Source organism: Arthrobacter sp. MSA 4-2 (assembly GCF_016405885.1).
Taxonomy (GTDB): Bacteria; Actinomycetota; Actinomycetes; order Actinomycetales; family Micrococcaceae; genus Arthrobacter_D.
Map to the genome: position 1 here is coordinate 346,555 of NZ_JAEKGC010000002.1, position 21,538 is coordinate 368,092.

24 protein-coding genes and 1 riboswitch are annotated in these 21,538 nt (G+C 68.4%); of the genes, 12 read left to right on the forward strand and 12 right to left on the reverse strand.

What is annotated here, in order from left to right:
- Positions 1-118 precede the first annotated feature (118 nt).
- From I6N91_RS03445 to I6N91_RS03465, 5 genes are all read right to left on the reverse strand, one after another.
- Entirely contained in the window at positions 119-1,000 is an 882-nt protein-coding gene (locus I6N91_RS03445; RefSeq protein ID WP_198810561.1) for a C40 family peptidase, read from the reverse strand.
- Positions 1,001-1,003: 3 nt separating this feature from the next.
- Positions 1,004-1,184, reverse strand: a riboswitch (cyclic di-AMP (ydaO/yuaA leader).
- Between the two features lie 118 nt (positions 1,185-1,302).
- On the reverse strand, positions 1,303-2,274 hold the full coding sequence (gene mutM / locus I6N91_RS03450; protein ID WP_198810563.1) for a bifunctional DNA-formamidopyrimidine glycosylase/DNA-(apurinic or apyrimidinic site) lyase: 972 nt from the start codon (positions 2,272-2,274) through the stop codon (positions 1,303-1,305).
- Between the two features lie 6 nt (positions 2,275-2,280).
- Positions 2,281-2,976 (reverse strand): ribonuclease III, encoded by a 696-nt coding sequence (rnc, locus tag I6N91_RS03455; protein WP_198810566.1) that lies wholly within the window; start codon positions 2,974-2,976, stop codon positions 2,281-2,283.
- A gap of 6 nt (positions 2,977-2,982) precedes the next feature.
- Positions 2,983-3,186 carry a 50S ribosomal protein L32 gene (rpmF, locus tag I6N91_RS03460; RefSeq protein WP_120165325.1) on the reverse strand — a complete coding sequence of 68 codons (204 nt, stop codon included), beginning with the start codon at positions 3,184-3,186 and terminating at the stop codon, positions 2,983-2,985.
- Positions 3,187-3,188: 2 nt separating this feature from the next.
- Positions 3,189-3,755, reverse strand: a complete 567-nt coding sequence (locus I6N91_RS03465; RefSeq protein ID WP_198810568.1) for a DUF177 domain-containing protein — start codon at positions 3,753-3,755, stop codon at positions 3,189-3,191.
- A gap of 202 nt (positions 3,756-3,957) precedes the next feature.
- On the opposite strand from I6N91_RS03465, the gene I6N91_RS03470 reads away from it, so the two are divergent.
- The 4 genes from I6N91_RS03470 to I6N91_RS03485 all read left to right on the forward strand — a co-directional run bounded on the left by I6N91_RS03470 (position 3,958) and on the right by I6N91_RS03485 (position 7,065).
- Complete coding sequence (locus I6N91_RS03470; RefSeq protein ID WP_198810570.1) at positions 3,958-4,359, forward strand: molybdopterin-binding protein; 402 nt, start codon at positions 3,958-3,960, stop codon at positions 4,357-4,359.
- A gap of 2 nt (positions 4,360-4,361) precedes the next feature.
- Positions 4,362-5,195: a molybdate ABC transporter substrate-binding protein gene (gene modA / locus I6N91_RS03475; RefSeq protein ID WP_307843218.1), complete on the forward strand. Its 834-nt coding sequence runs from the start codon at positions 4,362-4,364 to the stop codon at positions 5,193-5,195.
- 83 nt (positions 5,196-5,278) lie between these two features.
- Entirely contained in the window at positions 5,279-6,028 is a 750-nt protein-coding gene (locus I6N91_RS03480; RefSeq protein WP_374058908.1) for an ABC transporter permease, read from the forward strand.
- Positions 6,028-7,065, forward strand: coding sequence for a sulfate/molybdate ABC transporter ATP-binding protein (locus I6N91_RS03485; RefSeq protein ID WP_198810572.1), 1,038 nt, complete (start codon positions 6,028-6,030; stop codon positions 7,063-7,065). The genes I6N91_RS03480 and I6N91_RS03485 overlap by 1 nt, the downstream gene beginning before the upstream one ends.
- Before the next feature lie 62 nt (positions 7,066-7,127).
- Here the strand turns inward: I6N91_RS03485 and coaD are convergent, their stop codons facing one another.
- The gene (coaD, locus tag I6N91_RS03490) at positions 7,128-7,607 is read right to left on the reverse strand and encodes a pantetheine-phosphate adenylyltransferase (protein ID WP_198810575.1); all 480 of its coding nucleotides are present in this window, start codon (positions 7,605-7,607) and stop codon (positions 7,128-7,130) included.
- A 70-nt stretch (positions 7,608-7,677) separates the two neighbouring features.
- On the opposite strand from coaD, the gene I6N91_RS03495 reads away from it, so the two are divergent.
- From I6N91_RS03495 to I6N91_RS03515, 5 genes are all read left to right on the forward strand, one after another.
- On the forward strand, positions 7,678-8,916 hold the full coding sequence (locus I6N91_RS03495) for an aminotransferase class I/II-fold pyridoxal phosphate-dependent enzyme (RefSeq protein WP_198810577.1): 1,239 nt from the start codon (positions 7,678-7,680) through the stop codon (positions 8,914-8,916).
- A complete protein-coding gene (locus I6N91_RS03500) occupies positions 8,913-9,707 on the forward strand; it encodes a spermidine synthase (RefSeq protein WP_198810579.1) in 795 nt (264 codons plus the stop codon). Before I6N91_RS03495 ends, I6N91_RS03500 begins: the two co-directional genes overlap by 4 nt.
- A gap of 257 nt (positions 9,708-9,964) precedes the next feature.
- A complete protein-coding gene (locus tag I6N91_RS03505; protein WP_198810581.1) occupies positions 9,965-10,228 on the forward strand; it encodes a hypothetical protein in 264 nt (87 codons plus the stop codon).
- Between the two features lie 469 nt (positions 10,229-10,697).
- Positions 10,698-11,312, forward strand: coding sequence for a hypothetical protein (locus I6N91_RS03510; protein WP_198810583.1), 615 nt, complete (start codon positions 10,698-10,700; stop codon positions 11,310-11,312).
- Positions 11,313-11,388: 76 nt separating this feature from the next.
- Complete coding sequence (locus I6N91_RS03515) at positions 11,389-12,156, forward strand: YcnI family protein (RefSeq protein WP_198810599.1); 768 nt, start codon at positions 11,389-11,391, stop codon at positions 12,154-12,156.
- A 69-nt stretch (positions 12,157-12,225) separates the two neighbouring features.
- On the opposite strand, the gene rsmD is transcribed toward I6N91_RS03515, so the two are convergent.
- The 6 genes from rsmD to I6N91_RS03545 form a co-directional block, all read right to left on the reverse strand.
- Positions 12,226-12,792, reverse strand: coding sequence for a 16S rRNA (guanine(966)-N(2))-methyltransferase RsmD (gene rsmD, locus I6N91_RS03520; RefSeq protein WP_198810601.1), 567 nt, complete (start codon positions 12,790-12,792; stop codon positions 12,226-12,228).
- Positions 12,793-12,801: 9 nt separating this feature from the next.
- Complete coding sequence (locus tag I6N91_RS03525; protein ID WP_198810604.1) at positions 12,802-15,000, reverse strand: ATP-dependent DNA helicase RecG; 2,199 nt, start codon at positions 14,998-15,000, stop codon at positions 12,802-12,804.
- A gap of 1 nt (position 15,001) precedes the next feature.
- Positions 15,002-15,964: a DAK2 domain-containing protein gene (locus I6N91_RS03530; RefSeq protein WP_198810606.1), complete on the reverse strand. Its 963-nt coding sequence runs from the start codon at positions 15,962-15,964 to the stop codon at positions 15,002-15,004.
- 22 nt (positions 15,965-15,986) lie between these two features.
- Positions 15,987-16,958: a thiamine-phosphate kinase gene (locus I6N91_RS03535; protein ID WP_233091388.1), complete on the reverse strand. Its 972-nt coding sequence runs from the start codon at positions 16,956-16,958 to the stop codon at positions 15,987-15,989.
- A gap of 98 nt (positions 16,959-17,056) precedes the next feature.
- On the reverse strand, positions 17,057-18,097 hold the full coding sequence (locus I6N91_RS17025; RefSeq protein ID WP_307843219.1) for an LCP family protein: 1,041 nt from the start codon (positions 18,095-18,097) through the stop codon (positions 17,057-17,059).
- 79 nt (positions 18,098-18,176) lie between these two features.
- Complete coding sequence (locus I6N91_RS03545) at positions 18,177-18,833, reverse strand: hypothetical protein (RefSeq protein ID WP_198810609.1); 657 nt, start codon at positions 18,831-18,833, stop codon at positions 18,177-18,179.
- Between the two features lie 147 nt (positions 18,834-18,980).
- Between I6N91_RS03545 and I6N91_RS03550 the strand changes: the two genes are divergently transcribed.
- The 3 genes from I6N91_RS03550 to I6N91_RS17340 all read left to right on the forward strand — a co-directional run.
- Positions 18,981-19,469: a DUF3515 domain-containing protein gene (locus tag I6N91_RS03550; protein ID WP_198810611.1), complete on the forward strand. Its 489-nt coding sequence runs from the start codon at positions 18,981-18,983 to the stop codon at positions 19,467-19,469.
- Between the two features lie 9 nt (positions 19,470-19,478).
- Positions 19,479-20,342, forward strand: a complete 864-nt coding sequence (locus I6N91_RS03555; protein WP_233091389.1) for an SMP-30/gluconolactonase/LRE family protein — start codon at positions 19,479-19,481, stop codon at positions 20,340-20,342.
- A gap of 114 nt (positions 20,343-20,456) precedes the next feature.
- On the forward strand, positions 20,457-21,538 hold a 1,082-nt coding region (locus I6N91_RS17340), incomplete at its 3' end, for a DUF222 domain-containing protein (RefSeq protein WP_198810613.1).

Consider the following 21,538-nt stretch of genomic DNA (forward strand, 5'->3'; position numbering starts at 1 on the left):
CCGACCACGCCCCGTCCGCGGGATGCGCGGCGGGAGTCCGGACACGTCGGTCGAAAACAAAAAAGGCCGGTACCCCTTTCGGGGCACCGGCCTTTTGCGTGCTGAGAACAGCGGGGTATTAGCCGGCGGTGTAGTAACCGTCGACCGACATGGCGCTCACATCGTGGACGAGGGTGCCCTGCGAGGGGTTCAGCGCGCTGACCATCTTGCCGTTGCCGAGGTAGATGCCGACGTGGCTTCCACCGTTCTGGCTGACCAGGTCGCCCGGCTGCGGGTTGCCGGTCGGGGTCAGGGCGGCGAACTGCGACCAGGTGGTGCGGGGCAGGTCGATGCCGTGCTGGGCGTAGACCCACTGGACGAAGCCGGAGCAGTCCCAGCCACCGAAACCGGTGCCACCGAAGACGTAGCCGGAACCAATGCCCTGCAGGGCGGTGCCGACGATGCCGCTGGTCGAGGCGGCGCCGATGACGCGCATCTCGTTGCTCTGGCTGCTGGTGCCCATGGGGTTGCTGGCAGTCGAAGCGGTCTGGGCCGGAGCCGCCTGCGGAGCAGGAGCAAAGGCCTGGACGGCGGCGGCGGGCTGCGGAGCAGCAGCGACGGCGTTGCCGGAGAGAACGATGGTCTGGCCCGGGTAGATGACCGAGTCCCAGCCCATTCCATTGGCGGCGAAGACGGCGTCAAGGCTGACACCGTACTTGCCGGCAATGCTTCCGAGCGTGTCGCCGGCAACCACGGTGTGCGAGGTTGCGGAGGCGGCGGGGGCAGGAGCTGCCTGGACAGCGGGGGCGCTGACCTGTGATGCGGACGTGCTTACCTCAACCTCGCCGGCAGCGTTCGCCGGCAGCGTTGCACCGAGCAGGATGCCCGAAGCTGCGACGACGACGGCTGCCGGACGGCCTGCTACGCCTGCAGTTGCGGCGACGGCGCGGGTTGCGGTCTTGAGGGGACTGGTGCGGACCGGGGTCGCCCGGTGGCGCGCGATTGTACGATTCTTGGACATAAAGTTGCCTCTCCCGATGCCTGCGGAGTTAGCTGTCGGGTTCGGATGGGACACCCGGGCGCGCCGGACCATCTCCCCAGATGATGTCCGTGCCGCGCCTTAACCCCTAGGACTCTTCACAAAGAGCCCGCTCTCGGTTCCCCCGCCCCTGTCGGAAAAGTTATGCGAACGGTCCTTCTGTCACCGACAGGGTTAGGCAGTCTGACGAAGGGCGCCGGTCCATGATGTCCCGGCGCGGGTCTAACGCTACCTGCGCATCTCGGAATTGTCACATTCAGATCACGGACAGGTAAACGCTGTAACTACCAGCGGGCATTGCGTGGTACAGGCTGGCATCGAGGGCAGCTGTAGGAGGAGCGGTTCATGAAGATATCCCTGCGGATCCGGGTTTCCCGCCCCTCCGCGGCACACCGCCGGCAGGGCTCCCCCGCCCGGCCGTAAGCGTTGAGGGAGCGTTCGAAGTATCCCGAAGTTCCGTTGACGTTCACGTAGAGCGAATCAAAGCTCGTTCCGCCGGCCTCGAGCGCCCGCTCCATCACCGACCGCGCCTCCTCGACGAGGCGGACGGACTCGGACCGCCGGAGGGTGTCGGTGGGGCGGGCGAAATGGAGGCGCGCAGCCCACAGCGCCTCGTCGGCGTAGATATTGCCGATGCCCGAGATGAGCGACTGATCCAGCAGGGCGCGCTTGATGCCCGTACGGCGGGCCCGCAGCCGGGCGTGGAAGACCTCGAAGGAGAAGGCGGGGTCGAGGGGGTCGCGGGCAATGTGGGCGGCCTGGCGCGGAATCAGCGGCAGCTCGCCCTCTCCCCTGCCGCCCGGGAGTCCGTCCGGGGTCGCTTCGAGGTCCGCAAGGAACATCCCCCCGAAAATCCGCTGGTCGACGAACCTCAGCTCGGAGGGCAGTTCGACGCCGGTTTCGTCGCGTGCAGGTGACAGTGCAAGGCGGATCCGAAGGTGTTTCTCGTCGGGAAGTCCCGGATCCTTCACCAGGAGCTGACCGCTCATCCCGAGGTGGGCCATGAGCGCCGTGCGGGGCGGCCCGGCAGGGTGAGAATTATCACTCGGGGCATTCAGCGGCATCCACAGGAACTTCCCGCGCCGGACGACATCGGCGATGGTGGCACCCGCAAGCCGCCGCTGCAGGTCATCGGGCCCCAGGGGATGACGGCGTGCGGAGCGCGGGTCGAGGATTTCAGCCGCTTCGATGGTGCGGCCGCCGGCCCAGCGGGCCAGCCCGCGGCGTACCACCTCAACTTCGGGTAGTTCGGGCACTGCGGCCTAGCTGCCGTCGGCAGGCACGGCGCCGCGCAGGATCTTCCACGACGCGGCCGCGGCGGCCTGTTCGGCTTCCTTCTTCGAGTGGCCGGCGCCGGTGCCGTAGGGCGTTCCGCCGATGACCAGGAGCGCCTCGAACGAGCGCGCATGGTCGGGGCCGGTGCCTGTCACCTGGTAGTCGATGGCGCCGAGGCGGCGGGCAGCGGCGGTCTCCTGGATGCGGGTCTTCCAATCGGTGCCCTCGCCGAGGACCTCGGAGTCCCGCAGCAGCGGCCCGATGAGCCGCATCACCATCGCCTGGGCCGTCTCGATCCCGTGGCTGAGGTAGGCGGCGCCGATGACGGCCTCCATGGTGTCGGCCAGGATTGAGGACTTGTCGCGCCCGTTGGTCAGCTTCTCCCCCTGCCCGAGCAGGATGTGCTGGCCAAGGTCGAGGCTGCGGGCCACTCCGGCGAGGGCGCGGGTGCTGACGACGGCGGACCTGCGCTTGGCGAGGTCGCCTTCGGAAAGGTCCGGGTTGTCGCGGTAGAGCGCGTCTGTCACCGACAGGCCGAGCACCGAGTCGCCGAGGAACTCAAGGCGCTCATTGGTGGGGATGCCGCCCTGCTCGTATGCGTACGACCGGTGTGTCAGGGCAAGACGAAGCGTCCCGGCATCGATATCGACACCGAGACGCTTGGTCAGATCTTCCTTTGACACGCCAGGTTAGACGTCGGCTACCTTGCGGCCCTTGTACTCAAGGAACAGCGGGGTGCCGGCGGAGTCGGTTACAACCTTGGCCTGGTGGGCAAGGCTGTAGGTGACGCGGCCGTTCTCCACGGTCTTGACCAGTTTGGGGGCGGTTGCCTTCCACTGGGACCGGCGTGCGCGTGTATTCGCGCGGGACATTTTCCGCTTGGGAACAGCCACGACTAACTCTCTTCTCTCTCGTCTGACTCTGTACGTGGTGCCGCATCATTCTCAGCGGCAGTGCCGGTCAGCCCGGCGAGGGCCGACCAGCGAGGATCCAAAATTTCGTGATGGTGGTCGGGCTCATCGTTCAGGCGCGCTCCGCATTCGGAACACAGACCCTTGCAGTCCTCCCGGCACACCGGCTGGAACGGCAGTGAGGTAACCACCGCGTCCCTCAGCACCGGCTCGAGATCGATCGAATCGTTCTCAACCCGGTGCAGGTCTTCTTCCTCTTCAGCCGGCAGCGACCCGGAGTCACCGTAGTAGAAGAGTTCCTGAATCTCCACACCGCTGGTGTACTCAAGGGGAATCAGGCACCGGCCGCATTCGCCCGACACCTCGACGTCCGCGGTTCCCGACACAAGGATTCCTTCGTGAACCGCTTCCAGGCGCAGATCGAGTTCCATGTCGGAACCCTCCTGCACGCCGATGAGCGCCACCCCGAAATCCTTGGGTGCGGGTACATGTTCTTCGATTGTCCGCATGCTTCCCGGGCTGCGCCCGAGGTCTTTGACACTGAAGATCAAAGGCGAACTGAGATCGCTTTTAATGGTGACTCCTGTAGAACATATGACCGACGTATCATCTTAGCCTGAGATCTTCCTCCAGCCCAAAACGCCCCACTGCCCCTCCCGAACCATGCCCCCGCTGACGCGGAACGTCAACTCCCTGCCCATGCGGGGCGGGGAGCCGTTCCTTTTCCGCATCTGAGGGTTTAGCCTCATATTCATGCCGCATATACGGATTCGAGAGGCCGCCCAGTACCTCGCCGTCAGTGACGATACGGTCCGTCGGTGGATCGACGAGGGAACGCTGTCGAGCCGCCGCTCGCCAGGCGGAGTCCTCGAGGTCGACGGCGTCGACCTCGCCCGGCTCGCCCAGTCGCGTGCCGTCACCCCGGAGGATCCCGCCGGGAGCTCAAGCTCGGCCCGGAACCGGTTCGTCGGTCTGGTCACCAAGGTTACCGCCGATACGGTCATGGCCCAGGTCGAACTGCAGTGCGGGCCCCACCGGGTGGTGTCCCTGATGAGCGCCGAAGCGGCGCGGGACCTCGGCATCGAACCCGGCGCCGTCGCCGTCGCCGTCGTGAAGGCGACGACGGTGATCATCGAAACCCCGCAGGGGCGCTAGCCGTGATCCCGGCTGCGCCCTCCCCAGCGTCCGGCATGCGCGCCGGCCGGAGGCGGCCGCGGCACAGGCGCGGAGGCTCCGCCGTCCTCGCCTGCGCCCTGGCGCTAACGGGCTGCGGGGGCGGCGCGGACCCGGCCAGCGGGGGCGGGATCGGGGCCGGGGACACGATCACGGTTTTCGCGGCGGCCTCGCTGCGGGAGGTCTTCGAATCGCTGGCCGAGGACTACGAGGCCCGGAACCCGGGATCGGAGGTTGTGCTGAACTTCGCCGGCTCCTCCGACCTTGCCACCCAGATCGAGGCCGGCGCACCGGCCGATGTCTTCGCCTCCGCCGATGCACCGACAATGGAGCGGCTTGCCGAGGCCGGGCTGATCGACGGCGAGCCCGGAGAGTTCGCTCGGAACCGGCTGACCATCGCCGTCCCGCAGGGAAATCCCGCCGGCGTGAAGGGCTTCGCCGACCTCACCGGCGTCCGGTTGGTCGCCTGCGCGCCCCAGGTTCCGTGCGGTGCGGCGGCCACGCGGATCCAGGAGGTCACCGGTGTGCGCCTGTCCCCCGTGAGCGAGGAGCCCTCGGTCACCGAGGTGCTCGGCAAGGTGATCTCCGGCGAGGCGGACGCCGGACTCGTCTACGTCACCGACGCCCTCGCCGCGGCCGGGGAGGTCGAGGAGATACCCATCCCGGAGGCCGCGGAGGTGCCCAACAGCTACCTGATCGGGGCGGTGGCACCCGATGCGCCGGAGGCTGCCCAGGAGTTCATCGACACGGTCACCGGCTCCGCCGGGCAGGCCCTCCTGCAGGAGGCGGGCTTCCAGCCGCCCGCGGACCGCCCGTGACCGGCATACGGCCGCTGACCGCCCCGGAACGGGTCCGGAGACCCCGGGCGGGCTTTTCCGGACTGCCTCCCTGGCTTTTCCTCGTGGCCGCGCTCGGCGCGCTGTTCATCCTGCTGCCGCTGGCCGCCGTCGTCGTGCGGGTGGACTGGTCGCGTTTCCCTGAACTGGTCACCTCCGAGTCCTCGATCGCGGCCCTGAAGCTCAGCCTGACCACCTCGGCGGCTGCCACGGCGCTCTGCATAGTGGCCGGCACCCCGATGGCGCTGGTCCTGGCCCGCAGCGCCTTTCCCGGCCAGCAGGTCCTGCGCGCGCTCGTGCTGCTGCCCCTGGTCCTGCCTCCCGTGGTCGGCGGCATCGCCCTGCTCTACACCTTCGGACGGCAGGGCCTGCTGGGCGGCACGCTGCGTGCCCTCGGGGTGGAGATCGCCTTCTCGACCACCGCCGTCGTCCTCGCCCAGACCTTCGTCGCGCTGCCCTTCCTTGTCCTGAGCCTCGAAGGGGCGCTGCGCAGTGCCGGCGGCCGATACGAGGCGGTTGCCGCGACCCTCGGCGCCTCCCCCACCACGGTGCTGCGCCGGGTCACCATTCCCCTCGTCCTCCCCGGGCTCCTCTCCGGTGCCGTCCTGTCCTTCGCCCGGGCGCTTGGGGAGTTCGGGGCGACCCTCACCTTCGCCGGGTCCCTCCAGGGCGTCACACGCACCCTGCCGCTTGAGATCTACCTCCAGAGGGAAACCGACCCCGACGCCGCCGTCGCACTATCGCTCGTGCTGGTGGCCGTCGCCGTCCTCGTCGTCGGTCTGGCGCACCGGTCTTCGCCCCCGGCGTTCCGCTGATGGGCTTCGCCCTGCAGGCCGCGGTCCGTGCCCGCCGGTTCGACGTCGCCCTGTCGATGGGCGACGGCGAAACCCTCGCCGTGCTGGGCCCGAACGGGGCAGGGAAGTCCACCCTGCTCGCCCTCGCCGCCGGGCTCCTGCGGGCCGACGCCGGAAGCGCGGAGCTCGACGGGCGGAGCCTGTTCGGCCCGCGTTCCTTCCTCCCGCCCCACCGCCGCGGGGTCTGCCTGCTGCCGCAGGAACCCCTCCTCTTCCCCCACCTGAGCGTGCTCGACAATGTCGCCTTCGCTCCGCGGAGCGCCGGGGAATCGAGGGCTGCTTCCCGCGCGTCGGCCCGGGGGTGGCTGGCGGAGGTTGAGGCTTCCGAGCTTGCCGACAAGCGGCCGGGACAGCTCTCGGGAGGCCAGGCGCAGCGGGTGGCAGTGGCCCGGGCCCTGGCGGCCCGCCCGTCCCTGCTGCTGCTTGACGAGCCGCTCGCCTCCATCGACGCCGCCGCCGCTCCCGGCCTGCGGCGGATGCTGCGGCGGGTGCTGGCAGGGCGGAATGCGGTGATCGTCACCCACGATCTTCTCGATGCGCTGATCCTCGCGGACACCGTCACGGTGCTTGAGGAGGGCAAGGTGGCGGAGGCAGGAAGCACCCAGTCGGTGGTGGAGCGGCCCCGGAGTTCGTTCGCCGCCGGCCTGGCCGGCCTCAATTTCGTTCCGGGCACCTCAGTGCCGTCGGGGCTGGTCGATGCCGCCGGACGCCGCCTTGAAGCGGTCTCCGAGACCCCGCTGCCCGCAGGGGTTCCCGCCGCCGCAGTCTTCAGCCCGCGGGCGGTCTCGGTGTTTCCCGCGGCACCCGCCGGAAGCCCCCGGAACGTCCTTCGGGTGTCGGTGACGGACCTGGAGCCGCACGGGGAGTTCGTCACGGTGCGGGCGGGGCACCTCAGCGCGGAGATCAGCACCTCCGCCGCGGCCGAACTGGACCTTGGTCCCGGCTCCGAGGTGTGGTTCACCGTCAAGGCGACGGCGGTGACGCTGTACCCGCTCTAACGACCCCGGCGGCCGGTGCGGCACCGGGCGCCCCTGTGCGCGCCCGTCGTTCCGCTGGCCCGCTAGGAGGCGGTGGGCCGGGCCATGCGGTCCAGAACGGTGCCGGGCACGTACGCGGAGATGTCCCCTCCGAGGGAGGCGACCTCCTTCAGCAACGTCGAGGACACGTGAAGGAAGCTGCTCTCTCCGGGCAGGTAGACCGTTTCAACGCCGGTCAACTGCCGGTTCATCGTCGCCATGGGCAGCTCATAGTCGAGATCGTGGCTTGAGCGCAGGCCCTTGACGATCGCAACGGCACCGCGGTCGCGGCAGAACTCCGCCAGCAGACCGTGGCCCATGAACTCGACGGAGACCCCCGGCAGGTGGGCGAGCGCCTCGCCCGTAATGTCCAGCCGCTCCTCGAGCGTGAAGCGGTACTTTTTGGAGTAGTTCGTGGACACGGCCACCACCACCTCGTCAAAAAGACCGGCGGCACGCGTAATCACCTCCACATGACCGTTGTGGATGGGGTCGAAGGATCCGGGGCAGACGACGCGGCGCATACTCCTAAACTACCCACCCAGTTCGCTGCCCAGCGGCTCCCGCCACGCTGGAGCGGTAATACTTGTCCCTATGACGACCTCCTTTCCCTCCCCCGACCGCTCCGCGCAGCAGGCCGCAGAACCCTGGCAGCGGACGGCGCTCGGCGCCAATCTGCTGGGCCCGGACGGCGCGCTGGGTGTCACCATCTTCGAGGAGATCACTGCACTGGCCGCCGCTCACGGAGCGATCAACCTCGGGCAGGGTTTCCCCGATGAGGACGGCCCGCCCGAGATCCTCGAGGCGGCCCGTGCGGCGATCGCCGCCGGCGCCAATCAGTACGCCCCGGGGCGCGGAGTGCCCGAACTGCGTGCTGCGGTCGCGTCCCACCAGGAGCGGTTCTACGGACTGAGGCCCGATCCCGAGACCGGCGTCCTTGTCACTACCGGCGCCACTGAGGCGATCGCGGCCGCCGTCCTCGCGTTCGCCGGGCCGGGTGATGAGGTCCTGACCTTCGAACCGTTCTATGACTCCTACGGAGCAGTCATCGGCCTGGCCGGAGCAGACCACACCACTGTGCCGCTGCGGGCCCCGGACTTCCAGCCCGATCTGGAGGCCCTGGAGGCGGCAATGAGCGGCCGGACTCGAATGCTGCTGCTCAACAACCCCCACAACCCCACCGGTTCGGTGTTCACCCGGAAGGCGCTCACCCGGATCGTCGAACTGGCCTTACGGCACGACGTGCTGCTGGTGACGGACGAGGTGTATGAACACCTGACCTTCGACGGCGCACACATTCCGGTGGCGTCCCTGCCCGGGGCCGCCGAGCGGACCCTGACCATTTCCTCGGCAGGCAAAACGTTCTCCGTCACCGGATGGAAGGTCGGCTGGCTGACCGGTCCCGCGGAGCTCGTGGCCCGCGTGCGCACCGTGAAGTCCTTCCTGACCTACAGCTCCGGGATGCCGTTCCAGGGCGCCGTCGCTCGAGGGCTGGGCCTGCCCGACGCCTACTTCACGGGGATCGCCGAGACCCTGCGGCGGAAGAAGGACCTGCTGTCCTCCGGGCTGGCGGCGGCCGGGTTCCGGGTCCACGCCTCGCAGGGCACCTACTTCGTGCTCGCCGACTGCGCCCCGCTCGGGGTCGTGGATGCGACCGACCTGGCCCGCCGGCTGCCGGCGCTGGTCGGTGTCGCTGCGATTCCCGTGCCCGTCTTCTGCCATCCGGAGGGAGCCGAGCGCACACGTTCCCTGCTCCGCTTCGCCTTCTGCAAGAAGTCGGAGATCCTCGAGGATGCCGCCGGACGGCTTGCCTCGCTTCCGGGAAAGCTGTGAATACCGGCGACTCGGTGCCCACCCGTTGGCTGCGCGGGGTGGGTGCCCACGCGGAGATTGACGAGGATGCCTTCCTCGACGGCGCCTACATCCTGAGCATCGGCGGGGCCCAGCAGTCACACGTCAACCTCGCCGAGCCTAGCCAGGTGTTCTATGAATACCTCCGCCGGATCGCCAATGTGATCGATGTTGTCCGCCCGCCCGGGGAACCCCTCCGGGTGCTCCACCTCGGGGCCGGTGCACTGACCCTCGTGCGCTACGTTCAGGCGACCCGGCCGGGCTCCGAGCAGACAGCGGTGGAGCTTGAGCGTGAACTCCTCGACTTCGTCCTTGAGCACCTTCCCTTGCCCGAGGGCACACAATGCCGTGTTCTTCTCGACGACGCCGCGGCGGCGCTCGACGGGCTGCCCGCGGCGGGCTTCGATGCCATCGTTCTTGACGTCTTCGCCGGGGCAGACGCCCCTGCCCACCTCACCGAGGCGCCGTTCTACCGGCGGCTCCTTGAACTTGCGGCACCGGGCGGCGTCGTCCTCGTCAATGTGGGCGACGATCCGCCGCTCGGCTTCGCCCGGAGGCAGGTGCGCACCCTGGCCGGCGAGGCGCGGGGCATCGCCGCACTGGGTGAGACGGCCATGTTCACCGGCCGGTATCCGGGCAATATCGTCATCGCCGCGCGTCGAGAGTCGTGGCCCGCAGACTGGACCGGCCGCCTGCTCGCCGCAGGCCCCCACCCCGCTGCCGTGCTGACCGGCCTGGACCTCGACGCCTTCGCTTCGGGGACCGGAGGCTGAAGCCCAGGTCCGGCCGGCCGCGGCACGGCGGCTCCACCAAAAGGGGCAGCACCTTCGGCCCGCCACCGGTTCAAGGGTGCTCCACGCAGGTCACCACCTGTCGATGGCGAGAAGTCTCCCAAGATGGTTTGATGGAGCAAGCGGGCGATCCGCTGCCATCCAAGGCTGGCCTCCCAAGGGAGAACGCGTTCGTGATGGATCGTCAACCGGTGTCCCGGGGCTCACACCCGAAGTCCCGAGTGAAGGAAATTACCTATATGAATGAAGCAAGCGCCAATGAGTCGAGCCGGATAGCTCCTGAGGAGAACTTCCCGGAAGACCTCACCGTCCTCAACAGCAGTGAAGTAGCAGTCCTCAACAGCAGGGTCCACCGCGCCATTGACTCCGACTACATCGAGTTCGGCATCCCCGATCCTGAATCGGAGGCACGCCTTGCCGAGCTGACCGAAGAGCTCGACCGCCGGGACGACCCTGGTGCTCGAACAGCGTCGGCCGCGAAGGACCAGGCCTCCGGCACGTAGCAGCACCCCGCGGCGCAGAAGATTATCGGCATCAGGGTCAAGCAACGGCCCGAATGTCACCCTCCTGGCACCAAGTCCCCGCCGTTCCCACCGCCGTTGACGCCGCCTCCCTCCGTAGTCGCTCCCCCGGCCCCACTCCGGATCCCGTACCATCTCCCACGCCGAGATGACGTAGGTCCGATGCGCACCGTATCCTGGAGGCCCTCGCCCGGCCGGCCATCCACTTTCCCGCTGGTCCGGCCGGCCTGTTTCCTGACTCCCCTCCAGCTCGTTTCCGCACCATTTCCCCTGGTGTCCCATCCTTCGGCCGAGTGACGGCGAATACAGGTCGACCCGGCGGAGTAACGGGGAGTGCGCCCTTACGATGATGGGTGGGGACGTCATTCGTCTCCGCCCAGGCCCTGCCCAGTCAGGAGCGAACACACGGGTTAGCTTCGAAAAAGAAGCAACGAGGAGACGAGGAGGCAGAGTGAGCGCACCGGCCGGGTCCCGCTTCGTCCGCTCCTCCGTGCTCGCGGCCCTGATTCTATTGTTGAGCACCTGCTCCCACCTGATCGGCGGAGGCACCCTTCCCGGCCCTGCGATCCTGCTCCTGCTCGCTGCCCTTGTCCTGGCGGCCGTCACGGCCGTATCCGGACGCGCCCTGTCCTTCCCTGCGCTGGCCGCAATCCTGCTCACTGGGGAACTGGCCCTTCACGCCGCCCTTACCGCGCTGACGGGCGGCCCGGCCTGCGCGGGCGCATCACCGGTGCAGCACCACGCACCGGCAGCGGTTGGTTGCCAGCCGCTGACCGGGCAGCTCGCGGAGTCGGTGGAGCCCGGCGGCACGGCGATGCTGGTGGCCCACGCCTGCGCGGCGGCGCTCCTCGCCCTCCTCATCTCGAAGGGGGAGGCGGCGCTCGAACTCCTGGCCGCATGGCTTCGCCCGCTGATCGGTACGCTCGAGGCGGCCGCCGTCGTCCCTCCCCGCATCGGCGGGAGTGTCGCCGCGCAGCGGGCGCCGCGCCTGCGTCGGCGGGATGCGTCGGTGCCGCCGCTGCGAGGGCCCCCGGCAGCGTCCGCGCTGCCCCTCCTGCCTGCCTGAAGAGCGGTAGGAGCTGCGGCGCCCCGAGCGTCCTCCATCCCCGCCGGACAGAGATCCGGCCCCCGAAAGGCACATCATGACAACTTCTACCTTCTTCACGCGCGCCCTCTGCACCGGTACGGCCACCGCCGGCCTGATGGCCCTGGGTGCAGGTGCGGCACTGGCCCACGTGTCGGTGGCGCCAACCAACACCACTGAAGGCGGGTACTCCCAGCTGACCTTCAGCGTTCCCAACGAGTCCGAAACCGCCGGGACCAACAAGGTTGAGGTGGCTCTTCCGGCCGAGACCCCGTTCACGGCGGTCCGGGTGAAGCCGCTCGAGGGCTGGACGGCCGAAGTGGTGCGGGGTGAGCTTCCCGAGCCGGTCACGGCCGAGGACGGCGTCACCCTCACCGAGGCACCGCTCTCCGTCGTCTGGACTGCGGAAAAGGGGGCGGAAATCTCCCAGAACGAATACCAAACCTTCTCCATCTCCGTGGGGCAGCTTCCGGAGGCGGGCACGGTGGTGAACCTTCCCGCGACGCAGTTCTACACCGACGGCTCAACCAGGGCCTGGGACGAGCCGGCCGCTGAAGGAGAGGAGGAGCCCGAGAGCCCCGCTCCCGCCTTCACCACGACGGCCGCCGAAGAAGGCTCCGGACACGGGGCTGCGCACTCCGCCGGAGCCGGCGGTGCCTCGGGCGACGACGAGCTCGAACCTGCGGCAGCGGCCGAACCTGCAGGGTCCTCGGCGGGCTCGGCCGCCGGCTGGGTCGGACTGGGCGCCGGCCTGCTCGGCCTGGCAGCCGGCGGAACCGCGCTCCTGCGAACCCGCCGGATGACGGAGGACCGCCGGACGCCGTAGGCGCGCCGGCGTCGAAGCCCGGAACCGCTCCCTGCAGCATAGGACGGCGCTGCAGGGAGCGACTTTAACTCAAGCGGGTTCCGCGAACCACAGGCGTGTTTCGCCGTACTTCTTTTCCGCGAACTTCTCCAGGCCCTCCGGCCATTGCGGTTCCGGGGAGCGTGCGGAGCGTTCCAGCACGACGACGGCGACCTGCGAGAGGTGCGGCACGAGTGAGGTGAGGATGGCCGCCAGCGGAGCGTCCTGGAGCGGATACGGCGGATCGAGGAACACGAGGTCCCAGCTCAGGTCCTCCGCGGCCCGGTCGAGGTAGGTTTCCACCTTTGTCCGGTGCACCCGGGCGGCGGTCCACCCCAGCACACGGTTGACCAGGTCCGCATTCCGCTGCGCCACCGCGGCGGGCTTCTCCGCGGACTCCACGAGGTCCACGGTGGCCGCTCCCCTGCTCGCGCTTTCGACGCCGAGGGATCCCGAACCCGCGAAGAGGTCGAGCACATGGGCGCCGTGGATGGCGTTGTACGCCTCAAGCCGCGAGAACAGGGCTTCCTTGACCCGGTCCGTGGTGGGCCGGGTCCCGGTCCCCGGCACGCTGGTGAGGGTTGAGCCGCCGGCGGCTCCGGCGATGATGCGCGTCATGCTTTCACTCTAACCGCGTTCCAGGAAGGCTTCCTTTTCGGGATTGAGGTACAGCTCGATGGCGAGGGCGAGCCCGGGGTACTCCGTCAGGTCTGGATCGGCCAGCACGACGTCCTGCGCGTCCGCGCGGGCCTTTTCGATCAGGGCAGCATGCTGGATCACCTTGAGGAACCGCAGCGCCGAGTGGCCGCCGGACTGGGAGGCGCCGAGGATATTGCCCTCGCGCCGGAGTTCGAGGTCCTTCTGCGAGAGCTCGAACCCGTCAGTCGTCGAGGCGACGGCGGCCAGGCGCTCCCTGCTCGGATGGTCCGGCTCGAGCCGGGTGACCAGCAGGCAGGTTCCCGCGTGGCCTCCACGGCCCACCCGCCCACGCAGCTGGTGGAGCTGGGAGATGCCGAAACGGTCGGCGTCCATGATGACCATGAGCGTGGCGTTCGGTACGTCGACGCCCACCTCGATGACGGTGGTGGCCACCAGCAGCTGGACGGCGCCGTCGTTGAAGCGGCCCATGACGTCGGCCTTGTCGGCCGGGTCCATGCGCCCGTGGAGCATCCCGATCGAGACCCCGCGCAGCTGGGGTGCCTCCTGGAGGGACTCGAAGAGTTCGGTGACGCTGGTGAGGTCCGACGGTGGAGCCGCAGCGCCTGCCGGCTGGTACAGCTCCAGCGCCGTGGGGTCGTCCTCCTGGCCCGCGGTGTCCCCGATCTTCGAGCACACGACGTAGACCTGCCGCCCGGCATCGATCTCCTCGCGGGCGCGCGACCAGATCCGGTCGATCCACGCAGGGTGCTCTGCCAGGCCCACCTCGTGGGTGGTGATGGGAGACCTGCCTGCGGGCAGCTCCGAGAGGGTCGACACCTCAAGGTCCCCAAAGACGGTCATGGCGACGGTGCGGGGAATCGGGGTGGCGGTCATGACGAGGACGTGGGGTGACGCGGAGGCCTTGGAGCGCAGGGAATCGCGCTGCTCCACACCGAAGCGGTGCTGCTCATCGACGACGATCAGGCCAAGGTCGAAGAACTGCACGTTCTCCGAAAGGAGCGCATGGGTCCCGATGATGATGCCCGCCTCCCCCGAGGCGGCCTCCAGCATCGCGCGACGCCGCTGCGCGGTGGGAAGGGACCCGGTGAGCAGCACCACCCGGGTGCCGTCCGAGGCGCCGCCGAGCATCCCGCCCTCGGCCAGGGGGCCAAGCGTCCGTGTGATCGACTGGTAGTGCTGCGCGGCGAGGACCTCGGTGGGCGCGAGCAGCGCAGCCTGGCCCCCGGCGTCGATGACCTGGAGCATGGCCCGAAGCGCCACGAGGGTCTTGCCGGAACCGACTTCGCCCTGGAGGAGCCGGTTCATCGGATGGTCCCGGGCCAGTTCCGCGGCGAGGGTGTCCCCCACCTCCTGCTGTCCCCGGGTGAGGGTGAATGGAAGTTTGGCATCGAACTGATCCAGCAGGCCGCCAGCCTGCGGCGGCCGGCTGGTGGCCTCCTCCCGGGCTGTGAGGGCCCGGCGGCGCACCAGGGCCGACTGGAGCACGAACGCCTCCTGGTAGCGGAAGCGGTGCTGGGCGCGGTAGGCCTCCTCGATGACGGTGGGCCGGTGGATCAGCTCGTACGCCTGGGGCAGGGTCATCAGCTTTTCCCTGCGGGCGACGGCCTCGGGTACCGGATCGTTGAGCTGTTCACTGTCGAAAGTGTCGAGGATCGTGCCCACCGCAAGAGCGATCCGTTCGCTGCCGACCTTCTCGGCGGCGGGATAGACCGGGATGGGCTTGTTGATGTAGTCCGGGTTGTCGTCGTCCTCAAGCAGGACGTAGCGGGGATTGGTGAGGGAAAGCTTGCTGCGGTAGACCGTCACCTTGCCCGAGAACATGGCGCGGACGCCCGGGCGCAGGTCCTTCTCGGCCTTATACCCGTTGAAGTAGGTGAGATTCATGCCGCCAAGGCGGCCGTCGGCGTCGTCCGTGATCACGACCTCAAGCAGCATCCCTTTGCGGGTGTGCATTCTCCGCGAGTTGGCCGACTGGACCCGTGCGATGAGGGTGACCTCCTCGTCGACGGGCACGTCGGCGATGGGGGTGAGTTCGCCGCGCTTCAAGTAGTTGCGCGGGAAGTGGTTGAGCAGCTGGCCCACGGTGAAGAGGTTGAGGTGTTTCGCCAGCAGCTTGGCCAGCGACCCAAGGCGACGATCCAGCGGAACATCGAATTCCGCCTGCACCCTACTGTCCATGGCCCTCAAGGACCGGCGCTCCGGCGGCGTCGTCGTCCGATGAGGAGAGCTGGGTGAGCGAGATGTTGTCGGGGTTTCCGGCCTCGTGGATCAGCTTGAGGGCGGGCTCAGGATCGACGACGTGCACGTGGACTCGCCACCGGTAGCCCTCCTCGACCTCGGTGACGGCGCTCATGATGACGGAGTCGCCCAGCTCGTCGAGATGCAGCCGGAGCGTGGCGGCGTCGAGCGGACTGAGGTTCATCGTGAACATGATCTCCACCCCGTCAGTGTCCGCTCCGCGGTGGATGTGGGGTGCCTGGATGTTGTAGCCGTGGAGTCCGTCGAGCAACTCGTCCTGCAGTTCCTCGCCCAGGGACGCGGCGCGCAGGGCGTCGAGGATGAGCAGGAAGCCCACGCCTCCGGCGTCGACCACGTGCGCCTCGGTGAGGGCTCCGAGCTGACTTTCGGTATCGACCACGGCTGCGAGTGCACACTCGACGGCGGCCTGCAGGGTCAGGGCGAGCGCGTGGTTGCTCTCGTCGGTCTCATGCTCGCCTGCGGTCTTCGCCGCTCCGTGGGCTGCGGCCTCAAGCACGGAGAGCATCGTGCCGGGCACGGGGTCACTCAAGGCGGACCAGCTGCGGATCTGCGCGCGGTGCATCGCGGCGGCGAGGAGGCGGGAGGTGAGCCGGGTGGTTCCCTTCAGCGGCTCAGCGATGGCACTGAGGAAGACGGCGATGAGGGTGCCGGAGTTGCCCCGGGCATCCTCCATGGCGGCCCGGCCTGCGATGGCCAGCAGCTCGCCGAGGTCGGTGGTTTCGGCGTCGTGCACCGCCCGGGCTGCAGCGCACACGGTGAGGTACAGGTTCGTGCCGGTATCGCCGTCTGCGACCGGGAAGATATTGATGGCGTTGAGGCGGTCGCTGTGATTGCCGAGGGACTCTTCGGCGTTGCTTAACCATCGCTTCATCGCTGTCGCGTTCGCGGTGATCTTAGTGTGCAAAGTGATCCCATCCGATCGAAGCCGGAGCCTGCGACCCAACCGTCACACGGGGCGTCCCTGCCGATATTGAGCCTACCGCAGTAAAACCGGAAGGAAGCGTAATTTCCGGGCCGAAGACCGCGAGCAAACCGTGATCCTCGCCTCCCCCGAGTACCCATTCCAGGGGATTTTTTCCGAGCAGTTGCCCCGCGGTTCGAAGGGGTTCGGTGAGCTCGCGCAGCACCTCCGGGTCGAAGTCGATGGCGACCGAACTGGCCTTGGCAATCCGGCCGGCGTCGCGGATGAGGCCATCGGAAATATCGAGCATGGCACGGGCACCGGCCCGCGCAGCCTCCGGCCCGGCTGCCAGGGGCGGCTCCGGGCGGCACTGGGTGGCGATGAGGCCCAGCTCCTCCTCGCCCAGGTCTTCGAGTGCGGTTCCGGATTCGAGCAGGGCAAGGCCGGCGGCGGCCCGGCCTGCGGTCCCCGCGAGCGCGACGACATCGCCGGGTTGGGCGCCCGAGCGCAGGACCGGGGCGCGGCCCTCAAGCGTGCCCGTCACCGCCGCCGTGACCACGACTTCGGTGCCGCCGCCCAGGTCCCCGCCGATCACGCCGCAGCCGGTAGCCCCCAGCTGGTCGATCGCGTCGGTCAGGCCGTCGGCGAGGGCCTCGACCCACTCCACTGCAATGCCGGCGGGCAGGGTGAGGCTGACCACCAGGGAGGTCGCCCGGGCGCCCATGGCGTTGATGTCGCTGAGGTTTTGGGCGGCACACTTCCAGCCGACGTCGTACCCGGTCGTCGCGAAGCCATTTTCGCGCAGCAGGCGGAAGTCCTTGTCCTGGACCAGGGTGTCGATGGAGATCACGGTGCGCCCGTCGGGGGCGGCGAGGACGGCCGCGTCATCGCCGGGGCCCACCAATGCTGCTTCCGCCCGCGCGAGGCGCGGGAAGATGCGTTCAAGCAGGGCGGACTCGCTCAACTCTCCAACTGTAAGTGGCACTGTTCCACCGTAAGGGGTGATGGTGACGATTCCGTGAATGGGTATCAGATGGCAGATGGGCCGAAGCAGGTCATCCCCTACTGCGGCGATTCGGAGAAGAGCGGGAGCGACTCCAGCGAGTCCTTGCTGAGCGCTTCAGCCACCTGGGCGATCCCGGCTTCATCCTTAACCACGATCGACTGCCCGTCGGCCGAGGTCCCAGTTCCCAGGGTCGGGAGGGTAGAGAAGTGCACGTCTCCCGAACGGACGTTGCGCAGTGACACCGCGAGGCTACCGATGGTCGCCGCATCGAGGTCTTCGTCAATGCTGACGTAGGGAGAGATCTTGGATACGACGTTCGCGACTTTTCCAGGATCGGTCAACGTGTCGGCGCTGAGGACTTCACCGAGCACTGCCTTCACAAACACCTGCTGATTCCTCACGCGCTGGTAATCACCGTCGGAGAAGGCGTACCGTTCGCGGACGAACTTCAGGGCAGACTCACCCTGGAGCCTGATCAGGCCTTGGGCGAAGAACTCGCCGTCGGCACCGCTGGATTGAAAGGCTGCGGGGTTGTTGACCTCAACGCCGCCCAGCGCATCGGTCAAGCCCTTGAATCCCTCGAAGTCGATGATTGCTACGTGGTCAACGGGAGCATCGAAAAGGTTTTCGACCGTCTGCACCACGAGGGGAATGCCCCCTAGGGAAATCGCCGCATTGATCTTGTTTTCACCGTGGCCCGGAATCTCCGTCCACGTGTCGCGCAGAATCGACATGACGAAAATTTCCTCACGGTCCACAGGGATGTGCATCAGCATCATCGTGTCCGAGCGGCTGTCCGAACCTGCTTCGCCCGGGGAGTCGGCCGCGGCGCGGGCGTCGCTGCCGAGGAGCAGGACGTTAAGGGATCCCTCCGCCGCTGGCTCCAGCGCAGGCCGATCACCGCTGGGAAAGGCGGTTCCTATGGTCGTAGTCTTCGAGTTGAAGGTATTTGCAAGATTGAAGACGTACGCGCCAGCAACGATCGAAGCGACCACTACGAACGCGGTCATTATCAGCAGAGTCGTCCGCACAGGGTGCTTCTTTTTCGGCCGAACCCTCGAACTGGCAGGCTCATCCTCATAGTCGTACTCGGACACCGCACATCCCCTCATCCTTAGCCAGTGAGCCTTATGCGGTCACGGTCCTAGTAGATGCTGTGCCGGCTCAGCGTAGGCCTCAGGACCCCGCCCGGCGCCGTCGCACTCCGACGACGATCGTCGCGATCGCCGCGAGCAGCACCAGCGCTCCGACCGCCCACACCAGGGGTGCGCGCGATGAGGCGAGCTCCGCCTCCACCGCTTCGGCCGAAGCCGACGGGGTCGGCCGGCTCGTCGGTGTTTCCGTAGGCGTCGGGGAGGTCGACGGCGCAGGCGCCTCAACCGTCGGGGCAGGAGGAGAAGGCGTGGCCGGGGCGGGTGTCTTGGACGGGGACGGGGTCGGCGTTGCTGACGGCTTCGGCGTCGGCGTCGGTTCCGGCGAGGCAGGCGCTTCATGATCGACCTCGGTCACCTTGCCGGTGGTCTTGTCATACAGCAGGTTCGTGTAGATCAGTGATCCCGGAAGCAGCAGATATCCGGTGGTCGGCTCGATCAGGTATCCGGTGGGCGGATGGATCAGATAGCCCGTGTAGCTGTCGATGGCGAACCCGGTGGCCGGGTCGATTGCCGGCGATGGGTTCGGTGCGGGAACCGGTGGGGCAGGCTCATGAAACTGGCCGTTGGGCGGTGGCTGCTGCTGGGAGGTTGCCAGGACGGGGTTGACCCCCGCCACTGCCAGCAGTCCGAGTGTGAGGGCTGCTGTCGCTGAACGACGGATAACTGATTGTGAGACCATCTGACTTCCCTGATCGCTTGGACGGGCCCGCCGTTGCCGTGCCGGAACCGGTGGCGCCGTCCGTCCCTGAACGAAGCCTACTGCCCGGCGGTCGCGGGCCGGGGCCGCCGTGCCGCGTGTCGGTGAAGGAGCTACTAGGGTTGAAGCATGCCTTCTCTTACCCGGTTCCTTCGCAGTGCGGTGCCGCTTGCGGCGGTGCTCGTGGGAACGGCTGCCTGCGCCCCCGTTGTCGATGTCGATCCCGCCGCCGACGCCCAGAACCCTGCGTGCGCCGAGGTGATGGTCGCCCTGCCCCCGGAGGTTGCCGAACACTCGCAGCGGGAGACCAACAGCCAGGCAACTTCCGCCTGGGGCGACCCGTCAAAGGTGGTGCTGCGCTGCGGCGTCGAAGTTCCCGGGCCCACCACTGATGCCTGCGTCTCGGTCAACGACATCGACTGGGTGCTCAGCGAGGGCGAGACCGCATGGACCGCCACCACCTACGGGCGCGAGCCCGCCGTCGAGGTTCTTTTCAACCCCGAGGAGGTCGCTTCAAGCACGGTCCTTGTGCAACTAGGCGACCCCGTGTCCAAAATTGACCAGACGCGGAAGTGCATCAGCATTTCCGACCAACTCGACCTGCCGGCTGACGGCTGAGGATGACGGATGGCGATGAAGGCCGAACAGCTCACTGAGCCCTGCACCTACCACGGCGAGGGAGCCTATTGGGACGCCCTACGCCGGTCGCTGTTGTTCGTCGACATGTTGGCTGGCGACGTGCTCGTACGGAGCGCCGACGGCTCTCTGGCGCGCCACTCGGTCGACGCGAAGGTGGCGGCGGTGATCCGTGGGCGCAGGTCCGGAGGGTACGTCATCGGCGTGGAGAAGGGGTTTGCCTTCGCGGATGCGGACTTCACCAAGGTCACCCCGGGCCCGACCGCCTTCGATGACCCGGCAATCCGGATGAACGAAGGCGGCTGCGACCCCCGCGGCCGCTTCCTCTGCGGCTCGATGGCGTGGGAGGGCGACTTCGGGGCCGGCACCCTGTTCAGTCTTGACTCGGACCACTCCATCTCGACGGTGCTGCGCGGAGTCTCTACCTCAAATGGACTGCACTGGAATCCGGTGGGTGACACCGCGTTTTATTCGGACACGCCCACCCAGCGCATCGACTCCCTGGATTACGACCTCGACACGGGCCGGATCACCGGCCGGCGCACCTTCGCCGAAGTTGACCCAGAGCTGGGCTCCCCCGACGGCATGGCCATCGATGCGGACGGCGGGCTGTGGGTGGCCCTCTACGGCGGCTCGGCCGTGGCGCATTACGACTCCGACGGCGTTCTTCGTGGGACGGTCGAGGTCGCTGCGTCCCAGGTGACGTCCTGTGCGTTCGGCGGGGACGACCTCGGCACCCTCTACATCACGACGTCGCGCCAGAACCTTGAGCCTGGCGCCGAGCCCGCGGCGGGTGCGCTTTTCGCGGTGGAACCCGGTGTGAAGGGTGCACCTCTGCCTCTCTTCTCCGGCTAGTTTTCCGGCGGTTTCCTTTGCATATTTCGTGCTGCTTTCCCGCTGGTTTCCCGGGTGGTTTTCCGGTTGGTTTTCCGGCCGAGGAATGTCAGAGGTGGGTGAGATCCTTGGGTCATGGAGAGGGCAGGAATCCCGGATCCGGGGGTGGATCCCACGGCGCAGGACCCCGGGTGGCTGGAGGCCGCCGCGGACATCCTCGGTGCCGGGTTCCTCACCGGCCCGATACCGGAGACCGCCGGGCTGGATGAGGCGATCGGCGGGCTGGAGGCGCTGGCGCGGCTGAAGAGCTGGGCCGAGGCCCAGACCGTGAGGTTCACCGAGCGGGTCCGGATCCTCACCGAGGAGCGCCTTCGGGAGCGCGGGATGCAGGCCGGGTCCCTGGCCGATGCCCTGGCCGCCTCCGAGGTCGCCTGCGCCCTGCGGATCCCCGAACGCACCGCCGGGACCCTGATCGAGCACGCCTTCGTGCTCACCGGGCACCTCCCGGCAACCCTGACGGCCCTGGAGTCCGGGGCCATCTCCTGGCGGCACGCGGCCACCCTGGTCCAGGAGTGCGCCGGCCTGCCCGGCTTCGCCCTGCCCTACTTCGAACAACAGCTCCTGCCCGTCGCCCAGGACACCACCGCCGCGAAGCTGGCCTACCGGGCCCGCCGGCTGCGCGCACAAATGCACCCGGAGACCATCAGCGACCGGACCCAATCGGCCCGGAAGAACCGCCGGGTCGACTTCCATCCCGACGACGACGGCATGGCCTGGCTGAACGTGTACCTGCCGGCGGACAAGGCCGTGGCCATCGACGGGCGCCTGACCCGGCTCTCCCGGGCGCTGCAGTGCCCCGAGGAGACCCGGACCCTGGCCCAGCTGCGCACCGACGCCCTCACCGACCTGCTCACCCACACCTGCCCCGGCCCCGCAAACACCGGCACCGCAAACACCGGCACCGCATCCCTCCCCGCCGATGCCGGCACGGACCCTGCCGTCCCGGCTGCCGCCGGTGCGGGTGCGGCCGCGGGTGGGGGCGGTGCCGGTGCGGGCGGTGCGGGTGCGGCCGGTGCGGGTGCGGTTCCGGGCCGGCCGGTTGAGCCCTACGGCTGGAACGGGATCCAGGCCCAGGTGCACGTCACCGTCCCGGTGCTGACCCTCCTCGACGTCGACGACGCCCCCGGCGAGCTCGAAGGCTACGGGCCCATCGACCC